Annotated in this window: 18 protein-coding genes; 12 read left to right on the plus strand and 6 right to left on the minus strand. The window is 45.6% G+C overall.

From position 1 onward, the window contains the following. Positions 1–47: 47 nt before the first annotated feature. The 6 genes from SVI_RS01305 to priA all read right to left on the minus strand — a co-directional run bounded on the left by SVI_RS01305 (position 48) and on the right by priA (position 7,394). On the minus strand, positions 48–443 hold the full coding sequence (locus SVI_RS01305; RefSeq protein ID WP_013049558.1) for a gamma-butyrobetaine hydroxylase-like domain-containing protein: 396 nt from the start codon (positions 441–443) through the stop codon (positions 48–50). Positions 444–571: 128 nt separating this feature from the next. Then, on the minus strand, positions 572–1,897 hold the full coding sequence (gene hslU / locus SVI_RS01310; RefSeq protein ID WP_013049559.1) for an ATP-dependent protease ATPase subunit HslU: 1,326 nt from the start codon (positions 1,895–1,897) through the stop codon (positions 572–574). Positions 1,898–1,974: 77 nt separating this feature from the next. After that, positions 1,975–2,499, minus strand: a complete 525-nt coding sequence (hslV, locus tag SVI_RS01315; protein WP_013049560.1) for an ATP-dependent protease subunit HslV — start codon at positions 2,497–2,499, stop codon at positions 1,975–1,977. A gap of 215 nt (positions 2,500–2,714) precedes the next feature. Continuing rightward, positions 2,715–3,299: an SPOR domain-containing protein gene (locus SVI_RS01320; protein WP_013049561.1), complete on the minus strand. Its 585-nt coding sequence runs from the start codon at positions 3,297–3,299 to the stop codon at positions 2,715–2,717. Positions 3,300–3,319: 20 nt separating this feature from the next. Then, complete coding sequence (gene argS, locus SVI_RS01325) at positions 3,320–5,065, minus strand: arginine--tRNA ligase (RefSeq protein ID WP_013049562.1); 1,746 nt, start codon at positions 5,063–5,065, stop codon at positions 3,320–3,322. Between the two features lie 133 nt (positions 5,066–5,198). After that, positions 5,199–7,394 carry a primosomal protein N' gene (priA, locus tag SVI_RS01330; protein WP_013049563.1) on the minus strand — a complete coding sequence of 732 codons (2,196 nt, stop codon included), beginning with the start codon at positions 7,392–7,394 and terminating at the stop codon, positions 5,199–5,201. A gap of 109 nt (positions 7,395–7,503) precedes the next feature. On the opposite strand from priA, the gene SVI_RS01335 reads away from it, so the two are divergent. The 12 genes from SVI_RS01335 to SVI_RS01390 all read left to right on the plus strand — a co-directional run bounded on the left by SVI_RS01335 (position 7,504) and on the right by SVI_RS01390 (position 21,193). Beyond that, positions 7,504–8,286: a LysM peptidoglycan-binding domain-containing protein gene (locus SVI_RS01335; protein ID WP_013049564.1), complete on the plus strand. Its 783-nt coding sequence runs from the start codon at positions 7,504–7,506 to the stop codon at positions 8,284–8,286. Positions 8,287–8,507: 221 nt separating this feature from the next. Then, on the plus strand, positions 8,508–8,720 hold the full coding sequence (rpmE, locus tag SVI_RS01340) for a 50S ribosomal protein L31 (RefSeq protein ID WP_005500300.1): 213 nt from the start codon (positions 8,508–8,510) through the stop codon (positions 8,718–8,720). 650 nt (positions 8,721–9,370) lie between these two features. Further along, entirely contained in the window at positions 9,371–10,618 is a 1,248-nt protein-coding gene (locus SVI_RS01345) for a malic enzyme-like NAD(P)-binding protein (protein ID WP_013049565.1), read from the plus strand. A gap of 254 nt (positions 10,619–10,872) precedes the next feature. Then, a complete protein-coding gene (csrD, locus tag SVI_RS01350; RefSeq protein WP_041419559.1) occupies positions 10,873–12,783 on the plus strand; it encodes an RNase E specificity factor CsrD in 1,911 nt (636 codons plus the stop codon). A 332-nt stretch (positions 12,784–13,115) separates the two neighbouring features. Continuing rightward, positions 13,116–14,066, plus strand: coding sequence for a hypothetical protein (locus SVI_RS01355; protein ID WP_013049567.1), 951 nt, complete (start codon positions 13,116–13,118; stop codon positions 14,064–14,066). Beyond that, positions 14,063–14,668 (plus strand): PilN domain-containing protein, encoded by a 606-nt coding sequence (locus SVI_RS01360; protein WP_013049568.1) that lies wholly within the window; start codon positions 14,063–14,065, stop codon positions 14,666–14,668. The genes SVI_RS01355 and SVI_RS01360 overlap by 4 nt, the downstream gene beginning before the upstream one ends. Next, entirely contained in the window at positions 14,665–15,321 is a 657-nt protein-coding gene (locus tag SVI_RS01365; RefSeq protein WP_013049569.1) for a type IV pilus inner membrane component PilO, read from the plus strand. The genes SVI_RS01360 and SVI_RS01365 overlap by 4 nt, the downstream gene beginning before the upstream one ends. After that, complete coding sequence (locus SVI_RS01370; protein WP_041419560.1) at positions 15,302–15,631, plus strand: hypothetical protein; 330 nt, start codon at positions 15,302–15,304, stop codon at positions 15,629–15,631. The genes SVI_RS01365 and SVI_RS01370 overlap by 20 nt, the downstream gene beginning before the upstream one ends. Before the next feature lie 5 nt (positions 15,632–15,636). Then, positions 15,637–17,319: a pilus (MSHA type) biogenesis protein MshL gene (mshL, locus tag SVI_RS01375; RefSeq protein ID WP_013049571.1), complete on the plus strand. Its 1,683-nt coding sequence runs from the start codon at positions 15,637–15,639 to the stop codon at positions 17,317–17,319. A gap of 3 nt (positions 17,320–17,322) precedes the next feature. Further along, entirely contained in the window at positions 17,323–18,231 is a 909-nt protein-coding gene (locus tag SVI_RS01380) for an ExeA family protein (protein WP_013049572.1), read from the plus strand. Next, positions 18,228–19,451, plus strand: coding sequence for a tetratricopeptide repeat protein (locus SVI_RS01385; RefSeq protein WP_013049573.1), 1,224 nt, complete (start codon positions 18,228–18,230; stop codon positions 19,449–19,451). Before SVI_RS01380 ends, SVI_RS01385 begins: the two co-directional genes overlap by 4 nt. Then, positions 19,448–21,193 (plus strand): GspE/PulE family protein, encoded by a 1,746-nt coding sequence (locus tag SVI_RS01390; protein ID WP_013049574.1) that lies wholly within the window; start codon positions 19,448–19,450, stop codon positions 21,191–21,193. Before SVI_RS01385 ends, SVI_RS01390 begins: the two co-directional genes overlap by 4 nt. Positions 21,194–21,263 lie beyond the last annotated feature (70 nt).

The following is a 21,263-nucleotide window of genomic DNA, read 5'->3' on the forward strand; positions in this document are numbered from 1 at the left end:
TAAATATGAATCTAGCTTTTTTTATGTGTGCTGTTTTGACTTAAAACTTAATTATGATACTTAACCAGCATATCGATTAATGGCTCACGGCTGGCTTTCTCTGTTTTTAATCTGGTGAGATATTGCGCCCACAAATCGGCCTGATGTGTGGCGAGATCGTATAGTACCTTCCATGAGAATAAACCCGTGTCATGACCATCGTCGAAGCTTATCTTGACCGCGTAGTTCCCCACAGGATCCAGAGCCTTTATATTGACGTTCTTCTTGTGGGTGACGAGTACAGGGTTACCGTGGCCATGGACTTCCGCCGAAGGGGAATAGACACGCAAGATCTCGCAGCTAAGTTGAAAGGTTTTACCGTCATCGAAGGTTACCTCTAGCAGGCGAGATTTTCTTTTAAGCTTGAGGGCTGTAACGACCGGATTATAGTCTGGGGAAGTCATAATATTGGCCTGTGGTGTAAAAATTCAGGTTTGGAACTAAAGTCTAGAACATAAGTTAAAAATTTATGTGACGCACCTATATTACTAAATCAGGACCTAGGTTTGAGTGCCTAGGTCCTATAATCGCATTATAGAATAAAGCGACTTAGATCTTCATCTTGTACCAGCTCATCGAGATGGTCTTTGACGTATTTGGCATCGATCACCGACTCAGTGCCGGATTTATCGGAGGCGCCGTAGGATAGCTCTTCCATCAAGCGTTCCATCACAGTATGCAATCGGCGAGCACCGATATTCTCTGTGCGCTCGTTGACCTGCCATGCAGCCTGGGCAATAGCTTCGATACCGTCTACGGTAAATTCTATTTTTACGCCTTCGGTTGCCATCAAGGCAACGTATTGCTCTGTCAATGATGCGTGTGGCTCGGTTAAGATGCGCTTAAAGTCATCGGCTGTCAGAGCTTGTAGTTCGACACGAATTGGCAGGCGTCCCTGAAGCTCAGGGATAAGATCCGATGGCTTAGACATCTGGAAAGCACCTGAGGCGATAAACAGGATATGGTCGGTTTTAACCATGCCGTGCTTGGTATTAACCGTACAACCTTCGACGAGAGGCAGTAAATCACGCTGTACACCTTCCCGTGAGACATCTGGGCCTGTGCTTTCACCGCGTCTACAGATCTTATCGATCTCATCGAGGAAGACGATACCGTGCTGCTCAACCAGTTCGATAGCCTGTTCTTTCATATCTTCTTGGTTGACGAGTTTAGCCGCTTCCTCTTCGATCATCAGCTTGTAGGCTTCCTTGATCGGCATCTTACGACGCTTACTGGCACCGGGTCCCATATTTTGGAACATGCTCTGGAGTTGGTTAGTCATCTCTTCCATACCTGGAGGTGACATGATCTCTATGCCGGTCTGAGGTGCGGAGACATCTATCTCTATCTCTTTATCGTCCAGTTGTCCCTCACGCAGCTTCTTGCGGAAGATTTGACGAGTACCTGAGTCATCTGGCTTCTCATTGTCCCAATCTTCTTTAGGCTTAGGCAGCAAAGCATCAAGAATCCGCTCCTCGGCGGCTTCTTCGGCTTTGACTTTAGATTTCTTCATGTGCTCTTCACGAGTCAGCTTAACGGCTGAATCGGTAAGATCACGGATGATCTGTTCAACTTCTTTACCCACATAGCCCACTTCGGTGAACTTGGTGGCTTCAACCTTGATAAAAGGTGCCTTTGCCAGTTTAGCCAGACGACGAGCAATTTCGGTTTTACCGACACCAGTCGGGCCGATCATCAAGATGTTTTTTGGCGTCACTTCTTGACGTAGATCGGGATCGAGTTGCATACGACGCCAGCGGTTACGCAGGGCGATGGCCACTGCGCGCTTGGCATTCTGTTGGCCTATGATGTGACTGTCTAACTCATGGACAATCTCACGTGGAGTCATTTCAGACATATATTTTCCTCATGCATCTCAGCATTTGCTCTAGAGCTATTACTTGTTATTGGTTCTTGCAAGTAAGCGACTCGAGATCAGTAATTTAATTCTTCGATAGTCTTGAACTGATTGGTGAATACGCAGATACCACCGGCGATAGTGAGTGACTTCTCAGCTATCTCAGTTGCTGTCAGTTCAGTATTCTCAAGCAGAGCCGTAGCCGCAGATTGGGCGAATGGTCCACCGGATCCGATAGCAATAAGATCGCCTTCTGGCTGTATTACATCACCATTACCAGTGATGATCAGCGAGCACTCGCTATCGGCTACTGCCAAAAGAGCCTCTAATTTACGTAGCATCTTATCGCTACGCCAGTCTTTTGCCATCTCGACGGCGGCTTTCATCAGATGTCCCTGATGCATCTCTAACTTGGCTTCGAAGCGTTCGAATAGGGTAAAAGCATCTGCGGTACCACCAGCAAAACCTGCCAGGACCTTGTTGTGATATAGGCGACGAACTTTTCTGGCATTACCTTTCATCACGGTATTACCAAGTGATACTTGGCCATCTCCGGCGATGACGACCTGGTTATTACGGCGAACTGATACGATTGTGGTCACTAATGAATCCTCTTCTCAAACTGATGCAGCAATGGCATCAGTGGGTGATAAAGAATATATGGGGGGGAGTGAGTGAAATATCAAGGATTAAGTATGGAAAAAGCAAAATAGCTTGTGAGTGGCTAAGGTGTCAGATTTGACTATTGGATCGTGTCATTTAATTTGCCCGCAGTTAAGCTTCTACTCAACTACGGGCTTGTTAGTATGACTAATTACTAGTTTACAAACATCAAGAAACAGCCATTTATGCCGGCTTTCTGTAATACGTGTCTGTGCTTTTCTGCCAGACGCTTGCGATCGTATGGGCCTAAGCTGACCTTATACCAGTCACCTGTGGTGCCTTTAGCCTTAGTTATATTTGAGTCTAATCCCTGGAAGGCAATGACAGCTTTCATGGCATCCGCTTGAGGCTGAGTTCTGAAAGAGCCACATTGCATTCTATAGCGATGAGCTGGCCCACTAACCTCGGGAATATCGACCTCAACTTTCATATTTACCAGTTCTTTTTGATAGGTCCACTTTTCTTTCGGTTTAGGAGGAAGAGCCTTGGGATCTTTCTTCTGAGTGGGCTTGACGACGCTTTGTTCAGCCACAGCTGCTTCGCCTTCATCAAGATCCTTAGCACTGTTATTTATGGTCCAAAGGAAGTAACCAAAGCCAGTAACTAGGCCAAGGGTCACCAACAATAAGACCAGCGGAAAGCGTCTGGGTGCAGGCGCCTTACTCTTTCTGCGTGTGGTTTTAGATTTAGCCTTACCTTTTCGGGAAGGCTTTCTATTAGCGTAATCGCGATTTGTCATAGTATTGAAATACCGTCTAGTTACATGCGGTCTAAGGTTTCGATACCAAGCAGATCAAGACCTTGCTTAAGTGTTTTAGCCGTAAGTTTTGCTATGAGCAGGCGACTCTTCTTCTGCTCTTCAGTTTCAGCTGCCAGAACCGGGCAGGCTTCATAGAAGCTAGAGAAGGCGCCGGCAAGTTCAAACAGATAAGCACACATGGCATGGGGTTGGCCCTTTGATACCATGCGAGACAGGACTTCACCAAACTGAGCGAGTTTATTGCCTAAATTTTTCTCTTTGTCGTGCTCTAGAAGGATCTTAGCTTGGCTTAGGTCTATATCTTCGGCACGTTTAAAGATACCTATGACACGAGTGTAAGCATAGAGTAGGTAAGGGGCTGTATTACCTTCGAAGCTGAGCATCTGCTCGAAGCTGAAGATGTAATCGCTGGTACGGTTCTTAGACAGATCGGCATATTTGACCGAGCTGATCCCGACAACTTTAGCTATCTTCTCTAGCTCAGCCTCATCCATATCTGGATTCTTGCTGCGAACCAGTTCCAATGCGCGGATATCGGCTTCGGCCAGCAGGTCGACTAGTTTAACCACACCACCGGAGCGAGTCTTAAACGGGCGACCGTCTGCACCATTCATGGTACCGAAACCCATATGCTCTAAACTGAGTTCTGGACGAACAAAGTTTGCCTTACGGGCTAATTTAAAGACTTGCTGGAAGTGTAGCGCCTGACGTAGATCGACAAAATAGAGCACCCTATCAGCATTAAGCACCTTGGAGCGGTAGCTCATGGCCGCCATATCACTGGTAGCATACAGGTAACCGCCGTCTGCTTTTTGTATGATAACGGGTAGAGGGTCGCCCTCTTTATTCTTGAATTCATCCTGAAAGACGACTTTAGCGCCGTTACTCTCAGACAAGAGTCCTTGTGTATCTAGCTCCTTAACCACTTCAACCAGATCTGCGTTGTAAGCACTCTCGCCCCGCACATCTTCACGGGTCAGGCTGACGCCCAAACGTGCATAAACGTCATGACAATGATTAAGAGATATGTCGTTAAATTCGCGCCAAAGTTTGTTGCAATACTCATCGCCAGATTGCAGTGATACTACAAGTTTACGGGCGCGGACTGCAAATTCTTCAGACTCGTCGAAACGTACTTTAGCGGCGCGATAGAAGGTCTCTAGATCAGACAATTCCATCTGAGCTTGCTCACCATTTTTAGCGCGTAGCTCTTCCATATAAGCCAGTAGCATGCCGAACTGAGTTCCCCAGTCACCCACATGGTTTTGACGTATGACCTTGTGGCCTTGAAATTCCAGGGCGCGTACTACACTGTCACCAATAATGGTCGAACGTAGATGGCCAACATGCATCTCTTTAGCTAAGTTTGGCGAAGAGTAATCGACAACTATGGTTTGCTGCTCAGGCAGACTGATGCCTAAGTGGTCATCCTTTAGTGCTGCCATGAGTTGATTGGCTAAAGCGTTTTCATCGATGAAGAAGTTGATAAATCCGGGACCCGCTATCTCAACTTTCGCCACCTGACTGTCTTGAGGCAGGCTATCGATAATTAACTGAGCTATTTCTCTGGGATTCTTACGGGCTGTTTTAGTCAGCATCATCGCCAAGTTAGTAGCGAAATCACCATGAGTTTTATCTTTGGTTCGGTCCACCTGAATTCGAGCTTCAAAATCAGTGGGGATTACCTCTTGTTGTTTAAGGACATCGAGGGCTTGGATGAGCAAAGATTGAATATGTGATTTCATTGGCGTCTAATTGGTACTTACTAATGATAAAAAGGTTTAGGAGTAACCGCATATCTTAGCCGCTACTGGTGGTCAATTGCTATATCTTGAGTCAATTAAATCGAATTTTTATGTGAATTATGCTTAATTTAACCTACAGCAGATCTTGTGGATCTCTGTCTAAGCTCCAGCGACAGCGTTTAGCTAGGGGAAGAGCTTCAATTTGAGGCAAGGCATGTTCGAATGCCTGTTGCAGCAGATTTCTTGATTTGGTTTGAAAAATCAGATGCCTGCGATATTTACCTGCTTTTTTGTCCATAGGGGCTGGCATGGGGCCTATGACTTCGCACTCTTCGTTTTGAGGCAGAAATTGAGCGACTTGAGAAAGAAAGTTATCGGCATCTATGGCCAGGTGGGCTTCGGCGCGTATCAACAGCATATGCCAGGCTGGTGGTAATAGTGCTTGTTTACGTTCATTGAGCTGTGCTCTGGCAAACTCGCCATAACCTTTATGCATTAGCTCACGCAAGATGGCGTTATTGGCTTGATGCGTCTGCATCAGCACTGTGCCTGGTTTTCTGGCTCGTCCCGCTCGTCCTGAAACTTGGGTATAAAGTTGCCCAAAACGTTCCGGCGCTCTGAAGTCGGCACTGAATAGGGCACCGTCAACATCCAGTAAACCTACTAAGGTGACATCGGGGAAGTGGTGGCCCTTAGCTAACATCTGAGTGCCCACTAGTATCTTATACTCCCCCTTATGGATGGCATTGAGATGACCTTCCAGTGCGCCCTTTCTGCTGGTTGTATCGCGATCGATGCGAACTACAGGGTATTTAGGGAACTCTTTTTCTAATGCCTCGGCGAGCTGCTCTGTACCAACGCCTTGGCCCATCAACATGGTGCTGCCACAGTTATGGCACTGACGTGGAATTGCGTAATGGTTGCCACAGTGGTGACAACGTATCTCTCCCAGGGATTGATGCACGGTAAAGAAGGCGTCACAGCGATCGCATTCGTGGAGGTGGCCACATTCATGGCATAGCAAGGCGGGTGAAAACCCTCTACGGTTGAGGAACAGGAGTACCTGGTTACCCGCATCCAGATGGATCCGTATCTCGTTGAGTAGGGCGTGAGACATACCGGTTTTTAGAGGCTGGTTACTAATATCGATAATGCCCTGACGGACTTTCTCGGCATTGCCCGCTCTTTGGCCTAATTCAAGGTGCTTGTAGCGTCCACTGAGTGCATTTTGCAGGCTCTCCAATGATGGAGTTGCGGTGCCGAGCAGTACCGGAATTTTCTCGAGATGACCGCGCATGACTGCTAGGTCACGAGCATGATAGCCGACACCTTCCTGTTGTTTAAAGCTTGAATCGTGCTCCTCGTCTAAAATTATTGTCCCCGGATAAGCCATCGGGGTGAAGAGCGCCGAGCGTGTGCCTATGATGATGGCGGCTTCGCCTGTTTTGGCTTGACGCCATGCCGTTAACCTTTGGTTGTCGGTTAATCCCGAGTGAATAACCGCGACCTTAACCTTGAAGCGGCTCTTGAATCGACTGATGGTTTGCGGGGTCAGGCCTATCTCTGGAACTAAAATTAGTGCCTGCTTGCCTTGCTTAAGTACAGATTCGAGTAAGGCGAGGTAGACCTCGGTTTTACCTGAGCCTGTGATGCCCTCGAGCAAGGTGCAGTGGTAGCCAGATTGCTGATTGAGAGTTGCTACGGCCACTGCCTGCTCGGGGTTGAGCGTTAATGGTTCTTCGCCTAGCTCAAGATTATCTCGCCAACTGAGATCTATCTTGTTAGTGCGCTCATGTTTAGCTATCCAGCCTTTATCTTGTAAGGCCTTCATTGCCGGCTTACTCAAGGCTAAGCTGGTGAGCTCTTCTTGGGTCATTTCGGTTTTGAGTAGCGCTTCTATTACCTTTTTCTGTGCCGGAGCCCGTTTTAGCGTGTCTAATGATGCTGCATTTCCTGAGGTGGTCAATGACCAAAAAATCGTGGTGTCGGCAGTGACTTCGGCACCTTTGCGCAGTGCGACTGGAAGGGCCTGAGACAGCATTTGGCCTAAACTGCAGAAATAATATCTAGCTGCCCATACTGTGAGTTTATATAAAGAATCAGGTAGTAAAGGCTCGTCATCTAATAGTTCAATGATAGATTTTATTTGATTAGGTGCTAAGTTACATGTATCGGAAGTTCCAATAACCAGACCTATTAATTGCTGCCGACCGAAGGGAACTTTGACTCTCATACCCTGTGCAGGCACTGATGTGACGGATTCAGGTACGCTATAACTGAAGGTTTGTCGCATAGGAACGGGTAGGGCAACCTCAACAAACAGGGGCATAGACAGGCAGGCTTAATTAAAGAATGAATAATAAAAACAGTGTACCTAGGCTGCTCGATTAGGGCTACTGTTATATAATACCTATAGGTATAAAAAAGGAATTAACTCAATGACAAAAATGATAAAAGTAGCGCTGTACTTGATCCTTTTTATCGCCGCTCCCTTCATAGGGGCGGGTTATGCTAATGCACACATTTCCCACGTAAGTATCAATGAGCAGCAATTTATTTTAGGTGGCTATCCCAAGTTCAGAGTCAATATCGTTTCTCAGGATGCGAGTCTGGACAAGATGCAGTTTGTAGTCCGTCAGGCTAGTGGCGAAGAAAGGCTAATGGTCAAACCTATTAATAATTTTCTCTTGCTAGTTACTGGGGTTGAAGACGTGATGGATCCCAGTGCGACCTTAGTAGTCAGAGAGTATCGGGTCAATAAATGGCGAGATGTAAAAGTATTTAGCCTGTTTAAAGGGCGACACTTATCACAGGAACTAGCCGCCAAGTCTTCGGCTGCTCACCTAAATATAGAGAGCAGAGCATCGGAAGCGCCGAGCTCAATGTATAAAATAGCTAGCATGAGTCAGTCATCGACTCAGTTATCTAGTGGCAGAGGTAACAAGCCTGCTCAATATCGGCACTCTTTGTACGATAAGTCCTGTACCCTTAAGCACACCCCAGCAATGACACTTTGGCGCATAGGGACAGAACATGGAAAAGCCTGGGGACTAAGTACTTACGGTGCCATGCTTGCCATTTTTGAAGCAAATACTAAAGCCTTCAACCAAGGTGACATTAATGGTCTGCGAGCCGATGCTTTACTGCGTTGCCCTTCGCAAACATTGAGAGCCAAATATTCGAATCATAAGATGGCGAAGCAAACGTTTGAGGCATTGTAGGACCAAGAGCGGCGTTTTCTTCGGGGATGACACCTGGAGCCAATTGCTAATCTAAGGGACAAATAAAAACATAGGAATATGGTCAGTGCGAAGTTAGGTTTTTACTCTTGCATATTTTTTTAAATCCTGTAGTATTTTGCGCCTGAATATTCTATTAATCGCATGTGGTGTCCGACTTCGGGTTGGGAGAGCGACATGGCCTTCAACTTGAGGTAATCCAAATGAAAACAGGCATTCATCCTGATTATGCAGAAATCACTGCAACTTGTACTTGTGGTAACGTTATCAAGATAAATTCAACTGCTGGTAAGTCACTGCACTTGGACGTATGTGGTGCATGTCACCCATTCTACACTGGTACACAGAAAATTGTGGACACTGGTGGACGTATCGATAAGTTCAACAAGCGCTTCGGTGCTCTTGGTAAGAAGTAACTTTTATTTAAAGTTATTTTATATCGAACTAAAAGGGTGCCTATATGGCGCCTTTTTTGTGCCTAAATTTTCTTATTACCACAGACTTACCTAAATGTGTGCGCGTTTGATTAGCCATACTCCCACTAGTTGATTTTCAATTCCCTGAACAGACACAATCCTTTTGCCAAATGAGGCACACCATTTTCTACAGATAGGTCAGTCGATAAGCTAAATTAGTGCTGATTTGAACTGCTGGAGACAGGTAAGAGGAGTTGTAAGTGATTTTTAAAGAAAGGGTCTTCATTTAGGAGTAATTTGGATAACAAATTCGATATTGGTATACCTAGGGATGATTCTAGTAAGTTTAGCAACATTTTTAACCTAAAGCGGCTTGAAAATCAGTTGTCAGCCGTAGTTCGTTGTATTATTCCTACAAAAAATGCTAGTTAATCACCTCTTATCCGCCCAAGTTAAGTTTGCAAAATAGACCTTAGGCTGACAATTAGAGGCTGAAGTTGAATTTTACTAATATCTTGTTTAAAAAGTGTGACATTTCAAGTATCGTACCTACTTTAGCACTTAGGTGAACACCGAATAAGGTGGACCTGGTTTGAGCTAAAACAGACCTCATCGATAAGTTAACCCGACGCATTTTCAGGATTAAAAAAATGTCAGATCTACGCCAACAAGCCCTCGATTACCATGAGTTCCCCGTACCAGGCAAAACTGCGGTTAGCCTGACGAAACCCGCTGAAACTAGTTTAGATCTGGCCTTGGCTTATAGTCCGGGTGTTGCTGAGCCTGTGCGTGAAATCGCTGCGGACCCAGATAATGCTTATCGCTATACCGCAAAAGGTAATACGGTAGCCGTGATTACCAATGGTACGGCTATCTTAGGCTTAGGTAACTTAGGCCCACTGGCTTCTAAGCCCGTTATGGAAGGTAAGGCGCTGCTGTTTAAGCATTTTGCCAACATAGATGCGACTGATATTGAAGTTAAACATCGTACCACTGAAGAGTTCATCAACACGGTTGAAGCGATTGCAGATACGTTCGGTGGCATTAATCTGGAAGATATCAAGGCGCCGGAGTGTTTTGAGATAGAGAAGGCGCTTATTGAGCGTTGTAGTGTTCCTGTTTTTCATGACGATCAACACGGTACAGCGATTGTGACTACCGCGGGTATGATCAACGCCTTAGAGATCCAGGGCAAGTCTATGGAAGATGCTGTCATTGTCTGTATGGGTGCCGGAGCGGCGGCTATTGCTTGTATGACCATGATGGTTAAGTGTGGCGTGCAGCGTGAAAATGTTTATATGCTCGATAGAAAAGGCGTTATTCATGCTCGCCGTGAAGATATTAACGAGTATAAGGCTTTATTTGCTAACAATACTGACAAGCGTACTCTACAAGACGTGATTAAAGGCGCCGATGCCTTCTTAGGACTATCTGGTCCCGACGTTCTAGGTGCAGAAGATGTCGCCTTGATGGCTGATAAGCCTGTCATCTTCGCTTGTTCAAATCCTGATCCTGAAATCAAACCTGAAATTGCTCATAATGTTCGTAAAGATTTGATTATGGGTACGGGACGTAGTGATTATCCGAATCAGGTGAACAATGTACTTTGTTTCCCATTCATCTTCCGTGGTGCATTGGATGTTCGTGCGTCTAAGATCAATGATGAGATGAAGATAGCTGCGGTACATGCCATAGCCGCACTGGCTAAGGAAGAGGTTCCTGCATCTGTACTCGCAGCGTATCCCGATGTAACCTCATTGAGCTTCGGTCCGGACTATGTAATTCCTAAACCTATGGATCCACGTTTACTTTCGAATGTGGCTAAAGCAGTGGCCCAAGCGGCAATCGATTCAGGTGTAGCTGTGATTACCGAGCTACCAGAAAACTATATGAGTTAAGTTTGTTTTCCTTGATATTAAAGGGGGCCTTAGGCCCCTTTTTTGTGTCTGGACCTTAGGCGTTATAATTTATGGCCTATAAACCTTCAGCTTTAAAATTATTCAAATATTGTGGAGTGAAGGATTTGTTTGTATTGTGGGATTTTAGATAGAGCTTATTTTCTATCTTCTAAGCGATGGATCGAATTCAGTTGTCACAAGCTTAGGTTTGCTTTCGATTTTAATGAAAATAATAAATTTTGCGGAAGCGGATAATGAAACTAACACGACTTCTAACTAATAAATTGACCGGTTTTTGGTTACTTTCTCTGGCAGCTGTAGCATTGGTTTTTCTGCTAGTTGCCCTGTTCAGCTTCACTCAATTAACCTATAAATTTCAGCAACAAAAAGTGACTGAACTCGAGTCTATGCTTATTTATCATTATGAGCATGATGGCAATAAATCCCTCTCTAGCTGGCTCCCTTCAATTTTAACCGGATATAACGCAGTGAGTTTGACCTTGAGCGCCGAAGGTAAAACACTCTATGAGTATGGAGCAGATAAATCTGGTGTTGGCATGCTCACCTATAAGAAAGTGCTGCTCAAAGAAGATAATCTCACCTTAGTGATCACCTTACCTCAGCCATTTAATATGGACTCATTCTCCTGGTATGAGTTCTCCATCTTAGTCATGGGTTTACTTTCTATTTTAGTATTTGTTTTCTTCGGTCACAGATGGTTATCGATGCAGCTGCTGGGTATAGAAGATCTTGCGGTGCGCAGTAAACTGATATTAGAGAACGAGTACGATAAGGCCTTAGCCGAGAGAGGGGACGGTAGGCCGAGAATGATAAATCGTGCCCTGACACATCTTTTGCTAGAGCTAGATGATGCACAGAAGCAGAGAGCCAGATTCGATCAATTTATCCGTTCCAATACGTTTTTGGACCCGGAAACTGGCATCGGAAATCGCCTATTTCTTAAGAATCGTCTCGATGCCTTGAGTAACGATAAGGGCATGATGGCCCCCGGTGTGCTGTTTTTACTCGAGATGGAAGATATGGACTTGCTGCAGCAAGAGCTTGGTGAGGACTCAATAGATGAGATGCTACATCAGACCATTAGTGATATTACTCAGATCTTAGACAGTCAGGCTAACAGTATTTTTTCTCGACGATCCTTTAATCAGTTTGCCATAGTGGTGCCGCAAATTTCCTTAAAAGACGTTGAAAAATTAGCCGCTAAATTACTTAAGGTGTGCTTGAGTCAAAATGTTCCCGAGACACAAAATAGCGAAGATTTTTTTCATATCGGCGCCGCTTATTTTAAAGTCGGTGATACTAAGGAACAGCTGCTTGACGAGTCAGAGAGAGCGCTTAGGGCCGCTCAATTTCAGGGAAGCAGTGGTTGGTTTATGTATGACAAGGGTGCCGTAGATGAAGAGTTGGCAAGGGGATCGGTCAGGTGGCGCAGTTTTCTTGAATATGCCCTGGTAAATAAGCGTTTAGTGGTCTTCTCTCAGCCTGTGGTCGACAGTGATATGGACACTCATCATTTAGAGGTATCCAGTCGAATACGTGATAATAAAAACAACCTGATTAGAGCCACACTGTATATTCCTATGGCGATAAAATGTGGTCTGACACCTCAGTTTGAGCGTCAGGTTATTGAGACTGTACTGTTTGATCTCCTCTCCAACCCTAAGGATAAAATTACCAAGTTTAGCATCAACCTTAGCTTAGATACCTTGATGAGTCGGGCATTTATCCGCTGGCTCAAAACGACCCTATTAGAGTATCGACATCTTACCTCCAGACTGATCTTCGAGATAAATGAAGACATAGTAGTGCATCACAAGGAACAGCTGAAACCTAAGCTGAATATGATTAAGAAAATGGGCGCAAGCTTATGTGTCGACCGTGTGGGTCAACAGGTTGTAAGTACTCAATACATTAAAGAGTGTCATTTTGATCTGATAAAACTTCATCGTTCAATCGTGACGCAAATACACCTTCGTCAAGAAAATCAGTTATTTGTTCGTAGTCTTATCGGAGGCTTATATCGAACTGAGGTTCAAGTCTTTGCCGAGGGAATAGAATCTTTCGAGGAGTGGCAGACCCTGAAGATTTTAGGTGTGAGTGCTGGGCAGGGAAGCTTGTTCAGTGAGCCAGTCGAAGAAATATAGCCTGGTATGTAAAAGATTGACAGGGCTCTAGATTATGCTCCTCCTCAAGCAGTAGAATTAACAAGTGTTTCAATTTTAGCCTGTTCGTGTATAAAAATTCAGCTTATATGATGCACCTTGCCCCATACTTGTTTTCATTTTGTTTTTTTCTATAAAATTAACGTATTAGTCGCTACAATAAGTGTAAGTGTTTTGACATTTACTTGGTTTGTTGATTATCGATAGGGCCTTCTTGTCATTTCGCGAATATAGCTCCAGTTTTATGGACTCCAATACCTTAATCATAAGGTGTGAGTTGGCACATGATAAATGAGGTTATGGGCATTATTTAAATGGAAAAGAGTCTTTTAACTAGATTGGCCTTCTGGCAAAACAGCAATTCGAAACTCGAACTTGGCATCTATGTTTGTCCGGATAAACTTGTGGTGTACCAAGCCAACAACTCAGATGGCATCTCGTCTACCGAAACTGAATCTCATGTGGGTGAGAGGCTTGAAACCGAAAGTATTACCCATGAATTTGCGTTTAATGGTTCAAATTGGTCCTCTGTATTCGCTTCGATTGCTAAGCAATTCAAATCAGCCCAGCTACACATAACTCTGTGTTCCTCATTTTATCAATTGTTAATTGTCGATAAACCTAACGTCGAACCTAATGAGATGTCTCAGGCATTACTTTGGTCAGTCAAAGATATGGTGACGCAAGCGGTAACCGATCTCCATATAGATTATTTCGATTCACCATTGCCCAATAGCACTAAGTTAAGTGTTGTCGTGACCGAGAGGGCGAGATTATCCGCTATGGTTTTGGCTGCTCAAGAGCATCATTTGCAAGTTTTAGGGATCAGCATCGAAGAGATGGCTGTTACCGGACTTTTTGAGCAAGATAATCAAGCTAGATTGATCCTGTGTCATACCCCAGGGCAGGAATTATTGTTGACCGTAGTAAAACAGGGGCAACTTTACATGCAACGACGGGTGCGTGGCTTTAATAAGCTAGATACAGTGAGTGTCGATGATTTAGCCATGGGAATGGTCGATAGCTTAAGTTTAGAGTTACAGCGTTCAATGGATTATTTCGAGAGCCAACTTCGTCAAGCACCTGTGGTTTCGATTGAATTACTCATTAATGGCCAAGTCGATAAGCTAGCAGAATTAGTTAGCGCAAACTTCGACCAGAAGGTTAATGCAATGGCTATTGATACCGTTGAGGCAAAGATTGCCCTGCTAACTTGTGGTGAGTTTTACCGTGTCGATACTAGAGAATCAGGAGTACAGACATGACCTTGAAGACGAGAGTCAATCTGTTTTCAGATACCTTATTGCCACCTGTGTTAAGGCTCAGCTTTAAGCGTTTGACTCAGACATTAATTTTTATGCTGGTCCTGTTTGGAATCACGAACTTAGCGACCTACGTCCTAGTGTCGGGATTGGAGACAAATAAGGCCGAGCTGGCTAAGCAAAAAGCTAATCTGGATAGACAGAAGAAAAACCTGGAAGTGGCAATGGCAAAACGTGCTCCCGATGCCAAACTCGTGGATCAGGTGGAGCTCCTCTCTCAGCAAGTTGAACTCAAACAGATGCTCATAGGTGAGCTGAGTCAACGAGAGGCGCTTACTAGCCATGGATACTCTATGTTGTTTAAAGATCTCGCTCGTGTAGCCAATAGCAATATCTGGCTCAACCGCATTAGGGTTGAAAATAATGAATACATCTTCGAGGGTTTTAGCTCAGCGCCTAATGGTGTCCCCTTATGGGTCGAACGCCTCAAGTCGACAGAAACACTAACAGGCCATGCTTTTGCGACTATGGCAATGAGTCGGGGTAAAGATCAACCGTTAGCATTTATCTTGACCACCAAGGCTGAAATCGGGGAGTCTAAGTGAAGCAAAAATGGAATGAATGGGCCGCTAAATTCGATGTGCTGAGCCAAAGAGAAAGAGTCATGGTGGCGAGTGCTGTCTTGGTTGTGATAGGCATGCTCAGCTACCTTCCGCTCGAGTCATTGTTGCTAGAACATCTGTCTCTGGTTAAGCAGAATAAAGCCATTGCTAGTGAGAATAAGGTTTCATTGCAGCAGATAGATCTGTATCAGCAGCGGTTAGCGCAAAATCCTAATGATGAATATAACAATCGCTTGAAAGTCTTGAAGCGACAAGACGAAAGTTTAGATGAACAGCTGTCTTTTCAGATGGTTGATATGGTACCGGCTAATCATATGCCTGCGCTATTGAGCGAGTTACTGGGCAAGGTCACCGGCATCACACTACATGAATTCACATCGATAGCACCAACTCCCTTGCTCGCCATCGGGGAAGATAAGAAGATGAACCTATACAGTCATGGGATCCGTTTGACTCTAGAGGGGGATTACTTCTCTGTTCTTAAGTTTATGGAAGCCGTAGAAGGAATGCCCAGTAAGCTGTATTGGAAGGAAATAGATTATAAGGTCCATGAGTATCCTACTGCGAATGTCGTGCTGGAGCTCTATACCTTAAGCATCAATAAGGACTTTATCAGTGTCGCTACTCAAGGTTAGCCCGCTTATTGCATTGCTGATGTTATTTATGACGAGTGCACAGGCTGAGACATTAAGGGATCCGACCCGACCGGGTTATGGCTCCCAGATCGTCAGGTCTTCGGTGTCGAGTCATGGCAGTGACTTGGTACTCAATAGCGTGATCAAGGCGGGATCGGCATCCCATGCTGTGATTAATAATAAAATCTACCAAGTTGGGGACCGGGTTCAAGGTGTGCGTATCACAGCTATCGAGAATAATTCAGTTTCGTTATCAGATGAGCGTAAATTAACCATGTATCAGGTGATAACAGAGTCAAAGGGAAATTAAAATAAATGAATGCGCTAAAAGTTATAACGCCTCTGTTAACTCTGTTGTTGGTCGCGTGTCAAACAACCGATAGACCCGAGCCAGTGGCCGCTAAAGAGGCTTTGCTTGAGTCGGTACAAACAGCATCTAACAAACGGGCCACGCCTCCTCCGGCAAAAATGCCTGAGTCTATTCAGAAGGAACTCGCTTCTGCTGAGTTACTGGCCGGATTAGAACCAAGCCGTAGAGCCGAGCGTCGTTTCGATGTGTCAGCTCATGATGTCGATGCGAAGATCTTCTTTCCCAGTCTGGTACAAGGTACGCCCTTGAGTGTTGCCGTACATCCAGATGTGACAGGTAATATCTCTTTATCCCTCAAGGGAGTGACCTTGAGTGAAGCCCTTCAAGTTGTCGAAGATATCTATGGCTATGAAGTGAGTCGCATGGGGAGAATTTTACGTATCTATCCCGCAGGTATGCGCACCGAGACATTTCCTTTGAATTACCTGTACATGGAGCGTCATGGTCTGTCTTTGACTTCGGTGAACTCAGGTCGAATTTCAGACAATAGCAATTCGAGTTCGAGTAACAACAATAGTAGTAGCGGTAATAACTCGTCTAATAACAGCTCCGGCTCGAGTAGTAGTAGCAATGAAACGACTAACGGTACCTTCATTCGTTCGACGACTAAGAGTAATTTCTGGGGAGAGTTAAAAGAGACCCTAGTATCGATTGTGGGTAAAACCGGGGGTGGACGCCAGGTCGTTATTACACCTCAAGCCGGATTAGTGACTGTTCGTGCCTATCCAAATGAGTTGAGGCAGGTACGAAGCTTCTTGAAAACTGCCGAGACTCATCTACAGCGACAGGTGATCATAGAGGCTAAGATTTTAGAGGTCACCTTGTCTGACGGTTATCAGCAAGGGATCAATTGGCAGAATGTTTTAGGCCATGTGGGTGATACTAATATTGAATTTGGTACATCGTCTGGTGGAAATAGTTTGTCGGATCAGATCACCAGTGTGATAGGTGGGGTGACTTCACTCAAGTTCTCCGGTACCGATTTTGCTGCCATGATCAATTTGCTCGATACCCAAGGTGATGTAGATGTGCTCTCGAGTCCACGAGTCACGGCATTAAATAATCAAAAGGCCGTCATTAAGGTGGGTACCGATGAATATTTCGTTACCGATGTGTCGTCGACGACTGTAGCGGGTAATACACCAATTACTACGCCCGAGGTTGAATTGACCCCATTTTTCTCCGGTATCGCCCTGGATGTGACACCACAGATCGATGGTGAGGGAAATGTTTTACTGCATATTCACCCATCGGTTATCAGTATTAAGGAGCAGACTAAAACGATTAAAATCTCTGATAGCACACTGGAATTACCTTTGGCCCAGAGTGATATTCGTGAATCGGATACAGTTATCATGGCCAGAAGTGGCGATGTGGTGGTGATTGGTGGCCTGATGAAGAGTGAGAACATAGAGCTGCTCTCTAAGGTTCCTTTATTAGGCGATATTCCTCTGCTTGGTGAACTGTTTACTAACCGATCTAAATCATTGAAGAAAACCGAATTGGTTATCTTATTGAAACCTACAGTTGTCGGTGCCGATACCTGGACAAATGAGCTGCAGCGTTCAAAAGAACTGCTAGATCGTTGGTATCCCGAAGAGCAAGTTGCAACGGAACAAGGGCAGTAAATTTTGTACCTGCAACATTTTGGGTTAGCGGAAACGCCTTTCTCACTTACCCCTAATACCGAGTTCTTCTTTGGGCTCGCGCCTCATGTTGAGGCCTTGCAGGTATTACAAACTGCATTGCAGACAGGAGAAGGTTTTATCAAGGTGACCGGCGAAGTCGGTACGGGTAAAACCCTCATCTGTCGCAAGCTAATGAATGAGCTTCCACAGCGATTTCATTGTGCTTACCTGCCTAATCCCTACTTATCCCCGGCGGAATTACGCTGGGCGGTAGCACTCGAGTTGGGGTTAAAATACTCCGCCGATATAGATCAACTGCAACTGACAGGACTCATTCAGCAGCAACTGCTTGCCCTGTGTGCTCATGGCCACTCGATCGTGTTGGTTCTGGATGAGGCTCAGGCCCTTCCTGACGAGAGTCTGGAAGCCTTACGTCTGTTCACTAACTTAGAGACCGAGAGCCGCAAGTTGCTACAGGTGGTACTTTTTGCTCAACCTGAGTTAGATGAGAGGTTAAATCAACACTGTTTCAGGCAGTTGAGGCAGAGGATCACATTCAGTTACTGCCTGCGGCCATTGACGCTGGATGAAGCCGATGCTTATGTTCAGCACAGGCTATCCGTCGCCGGCAGTCAAGGTCAGCCGCTATTTGACCCCAAAAATACCCGAGTGTTGGCAGCTGCATCAAAAGGGATCCCGAGATTGATCAATATTTTAGCTCACAAATCTCTGTTATTGAGTTTTGGAGAGGGGACCGAACGAGTCGAATACCGTCACGTTAAAGGTGCCATTATCGACACCCAAGATACTAAGCTTAGCTATAAGACTCAGTGGTTTTGGTTTATGGGTTTGAGCCTAATATCTGTGGCTAGCGGGCTCGGGCTACACCTGTTTTATGGAGCTAGCCTATGAGTGTTATAAATTCTATGCTTAAGGATCTGGATAAACGCCAGCAGTCCCATGAGCTGGAAAACCTCAATGTTGCTCCGGTACAGTATCAGGCTAAACCTGAGTCTTTGTCTAAGTTACCTTGGGTATTATTCACCATAGTCTCGGCCTTATTGTTATGCGGAATAGTCTATAGCTGGCAAGCCTTGTCTAGCGCTCAACTGGTGTCATCAAATTCAACATCGAGTCAGTTATCGAATGTTGCCAAGCGTGACCTTGCCTTGGCTACAGAAGTTCAGAGCAGTGAGTCGGATGCTCACCTAGAGCTGGCTGAAACTAGCTTGGTAAAGGCTTCTGCAGCTTCAATGCAAGATACGACAAGCATTAGCAAGCGAGCTAGAAAATTCGAGACTGAGTCGGTTAGAGCGGTAACATCCAGTGATAAGACATTTTCTTCGATACAGCTTGCTGAAGAGCCACTATCCGCCAAGCTTAAAGTGATCGCTAGTGATCCTGTGACGTCTTCAGTTCCAGTGAATGCAGCGACTTCAGTGATTACGTCTGATACTGCTGTTGAGCCAATATCCCTTGTTGTTTCCTCAGTTGTCGTGACACCTATTTCAGTTAAGCCCAGTTCTATGGCTGTCACAGAGGTGCAAGTTTCCAATGAACAGCTTGCTCAGAGAAGGTATCGACTGGCGATAGAGGCCGAGAATCAGGGCTTGCTAAGCGATGCTATCGTCTACTACAGCGAAGTATTGACGTTAACTCCAGTTATGCACCAGGCGCGACGAAAGCTGGCGGCTCTTTATTACGGTCAGGGTCGACTCGGCTCTGCTAGTGACATACTGATAAAAGGGTCGGCTCTTTTTCCCGAAGAATACGATTATCCCTTCTTACTCGCGAGAGTACAGCAAGCTTCCGGTGATATTAAGCTAGCTATGTCCAGCCTTGAGCTGATCCCCGATGAAAGCCAATTGGCCAAGCAGAAATGGACCATGCAATCTAGCTTGGCCCAGAAGGCTGGCAAGTATCCATTGGCCGAAGAAAGCTACCGTAAATTATTGCGCCAAGATCCTCATCTGGCTAGGTGGTGGATGGGGCTTGGTTATGCTCTAGATTCACAGTTGGAATATGACCCAGCCAAGCAAGCCTACAGGCAAGCCTTGTCAGCAGACGGCTTATCTCAGCAGGCGAGAGAATATATTAAAAATAGACTAGTCCAGTTAGGAGAGAGCGAGTGAAACCCAAGTTAAAGATGCGTCTAGGTGATCTCCTGGTTCAGGAACAGATCATAGGTGAGGCTCAACTGCTGGAAGCGTTAGCAGAGCAGAGAAGTAGTGGCAAAAAATTGGGCCGCACGCTGATCGATCTTAATTGTATTACCGAAGAGCAACTACTACGCTTCCTCTCTCAGCAGCTAAATATTCCTTTTCTCGATATCAGTAAGCGCCCTATTCCCAGCAAAGTGGTTAACTTGTTGCCCGAGGTTCAAGCGAGACGCTTCCGAGCGCTGGTTGTGGAAGATAATGGTGATAGCGTCTTGGTTGTCATGAGTGATCCTGCCGACTTACAGGCCATGGATAACCTCGAAGTGCAGTTACTGCCTAAGCTATTGAAGATAGCTGTGGTGACCGAGAGTCAGCTGCTGGATGCCTTCGATAATCTCTATAGGCGAACCGATGAGATCGCTCAGATCGCGGGTAAGCTCGAAGAGGAATATGCCGCCGATGATCAATTCGATCTTGCCAGTCTCACCCAAGGTGATAGCGATAATGAAACCACAGTCGTAAAGCTACTCCAGTCTATTTTTGAAGATGCGGTGCAGATGCGAGCTTCGGATATTCATATCGAACCGGGTGAGAAGGTACTGCGCATCAGGCAACGTATCGATGGTCAGTTACATGAGAATTTACTGCCAGAAGTGAGTATTGCCGCCGCTTTGGTTTTGAGGCTAAAACTGATGGCTGGCCTGGATATCTCTGAGAAGCGTCTGCCCCAGGATGGACGATTTCATATGGAGATTAAAGGGCATAAGATCGACGTGCGTATGTCGACCATGCCTATTTATCATGGTGAATCTGTGGTGATGCGTCTGCTGGATCAGTCAGCTGGCTTACTGACTCTGAATGAAACCGGTATGCCGCCGGAGATCTTAGCGCGAATTCGAAAACAGATTAAGCGTCCCCATGGCATGCTATTGGTGACAGGGCCAACAGGTAGCGGTAAAACCACGACCCTGTACGGCATATTGAGTGAACTCAATACCGCGGACAGAAAGATAATCACGGTTGAAGACCCGGTGGAATACCAGTTACCGCGTATCAACCAAGTTCAGGTCAATCATAAAATTGGCTTAGATTTCTCCCATGTACTGCGAACTACACTACGTCAAGATCCCGATATCATCATGGTGGGTGAGATGCGAGATCGAGAGACGGTTGAGATTGGCCTTCGAGGTGCTTTAACTGGTCACTTCGTATTGTCGACCTTACACACAAATGATGCGGTTACCAGTGCATTACGTCTGCTTGATATGGGCGCGGCAAGTTACCTAGTAGCGAGTGCCTTAAGGGTCATTATTGCTCAGCGGCTGGTGAGACGAGTGTGCCAGAGTTGCTCCGGTGATTATCAGTTAACGGCGCAAGACAGTGCCTGGTTAAACTCGGTTAGTCATCTGGATTTCTCGCAGGCGACATTTAAAATTGGTTCAGGTTGCCAGAGCTGTAATGGCAGTGGCTATCGTGGGCGTATCGGTGTGTTCGAGATCCTTGAACTAGATGAGTCTATGGTAGAAGCCATGCGGACAGGTAATCCACAAGATTTTGCTCTCGCAGCAAAAAATAGCCCTAATTTTACTCCGTTAGCAGAATCTGCACTTAAATATCTGGGTGAGGGCATGACGACTATCGAAGAGGTGGCCAAGCTAGTCGAAGATGTGACCGAATCTCACATTCCCCTATCGGCAGATATGGTGACTCAGTAAAGTGGCAGTAGATGATAAGGGCAGCGGTGTTAGTGGCTGTCTTATCAATAGCGTGAGTAATGATCTGAAT

Source organism: Shewanella violacea DSS12 (genome assembly GCF_000091325.1).
Taxonomy (GTDB): Bacteria; Pseudomonadota; Gammaproteobacteria; order Enterobacterales; family Shewanellaceae; genus Shewanella; species Shewanella violacea.

What these genes read in the sequence shown, in the direction of transcription:
- SVI_RS01305 (WP_013049558.1), bottom strand. Translation starts at nt 443, where the DNA reads ATGACTTCCCCAGACTATAATCCGGTCGTTACAGCCCTCAAGCTTAAA.
- hslU (WP_013049559.1), bottom strand. Translation starts at nt 1,897, where the DNA reads ATGTCTGAAATGACTCCACGTGAGATTGTCCATGAGTTAGACAGTCAC.
- SVI_RS01320 (WP_013049561.1), bottom strand. Translation starts at nt 3,299, where the DNA reads ATGACAAATCGCGATTACGCTAATAGAAAGCCTTCCCGAAAAGGTAAG.
- argS (WP_013049562.1), bottom strand. Translation starts at nt 5,065, where the DNA reads ATGAAATCACATATTCAATCTTTGCTCATCCAAGCCCTCGATGTCCTT.
- priA (WP_013049563.1), bottom strand. Translation starts at nt 7,394, where the DNA reads ATGCCCCTGTTTGTTGAGGTTGCCCTACCCGTTCCTATGCGACAAACC.
- SVI_RS01335 (WP_013049564.1), top strand. Translation starts at nt 7,504, where the DNA reads ATGACAAAAATGATAAAAGTAGCGCTGTACTTGATCCTTTTTATCGCC.
- rpmE (WP_005500300.1), top strand. Translation starts at nt 8,508, where the DNA reads ATGAAAACAGGCATTCATCCTGATTATGCAGAAATCACTGCAACTTGT.
- SVI_RS01345 (WP_013049565.1), top strand. Translation starts at nt 9,371, where the DNA reads ATGTCAGATCTACGCCAACAAGCCCTCGATTACCATGAGTTCCCCGTA.
- csrD (WP_041419559.1), top strand. Translation starts at nt 10,873, where the DNA reads ATGAAACTAACACGACTTCTAACTAATAAATTGACCGGTTTTTGGTTA.
- SVI_RS01355 (WP_013049567.1), top strand. Translation starts at nt 13,116, where the DNA reads ATGGAAAAGAGTCTTTTAACTAGATTGGCCTTCTGGCAAAACAGCAAT.
- SVI_RS01360 (WP_013049568.1), top strand. Translation starts at nt 14,063, where the DNA reads ATGACCTTGAAGACGAGAGTCAATCTGTTTTCAGATACCTTATTGCCA.
- mshL (WP_013049571.1), top strand. Translation starts at nt 15,637, where the DNA reads ATGAATGCGCTAAAAGTTATAACGCCTCTGTTAACTCTGTTGTTGGTC.
- SVI_RS01385 (WP_013049573.1), top strand. Translation starts at nt 18,228, where the DNA reads ATGAGTGTTATAAATTCTATGCTTAAGGATCTGGATAAACGCCAGCAG.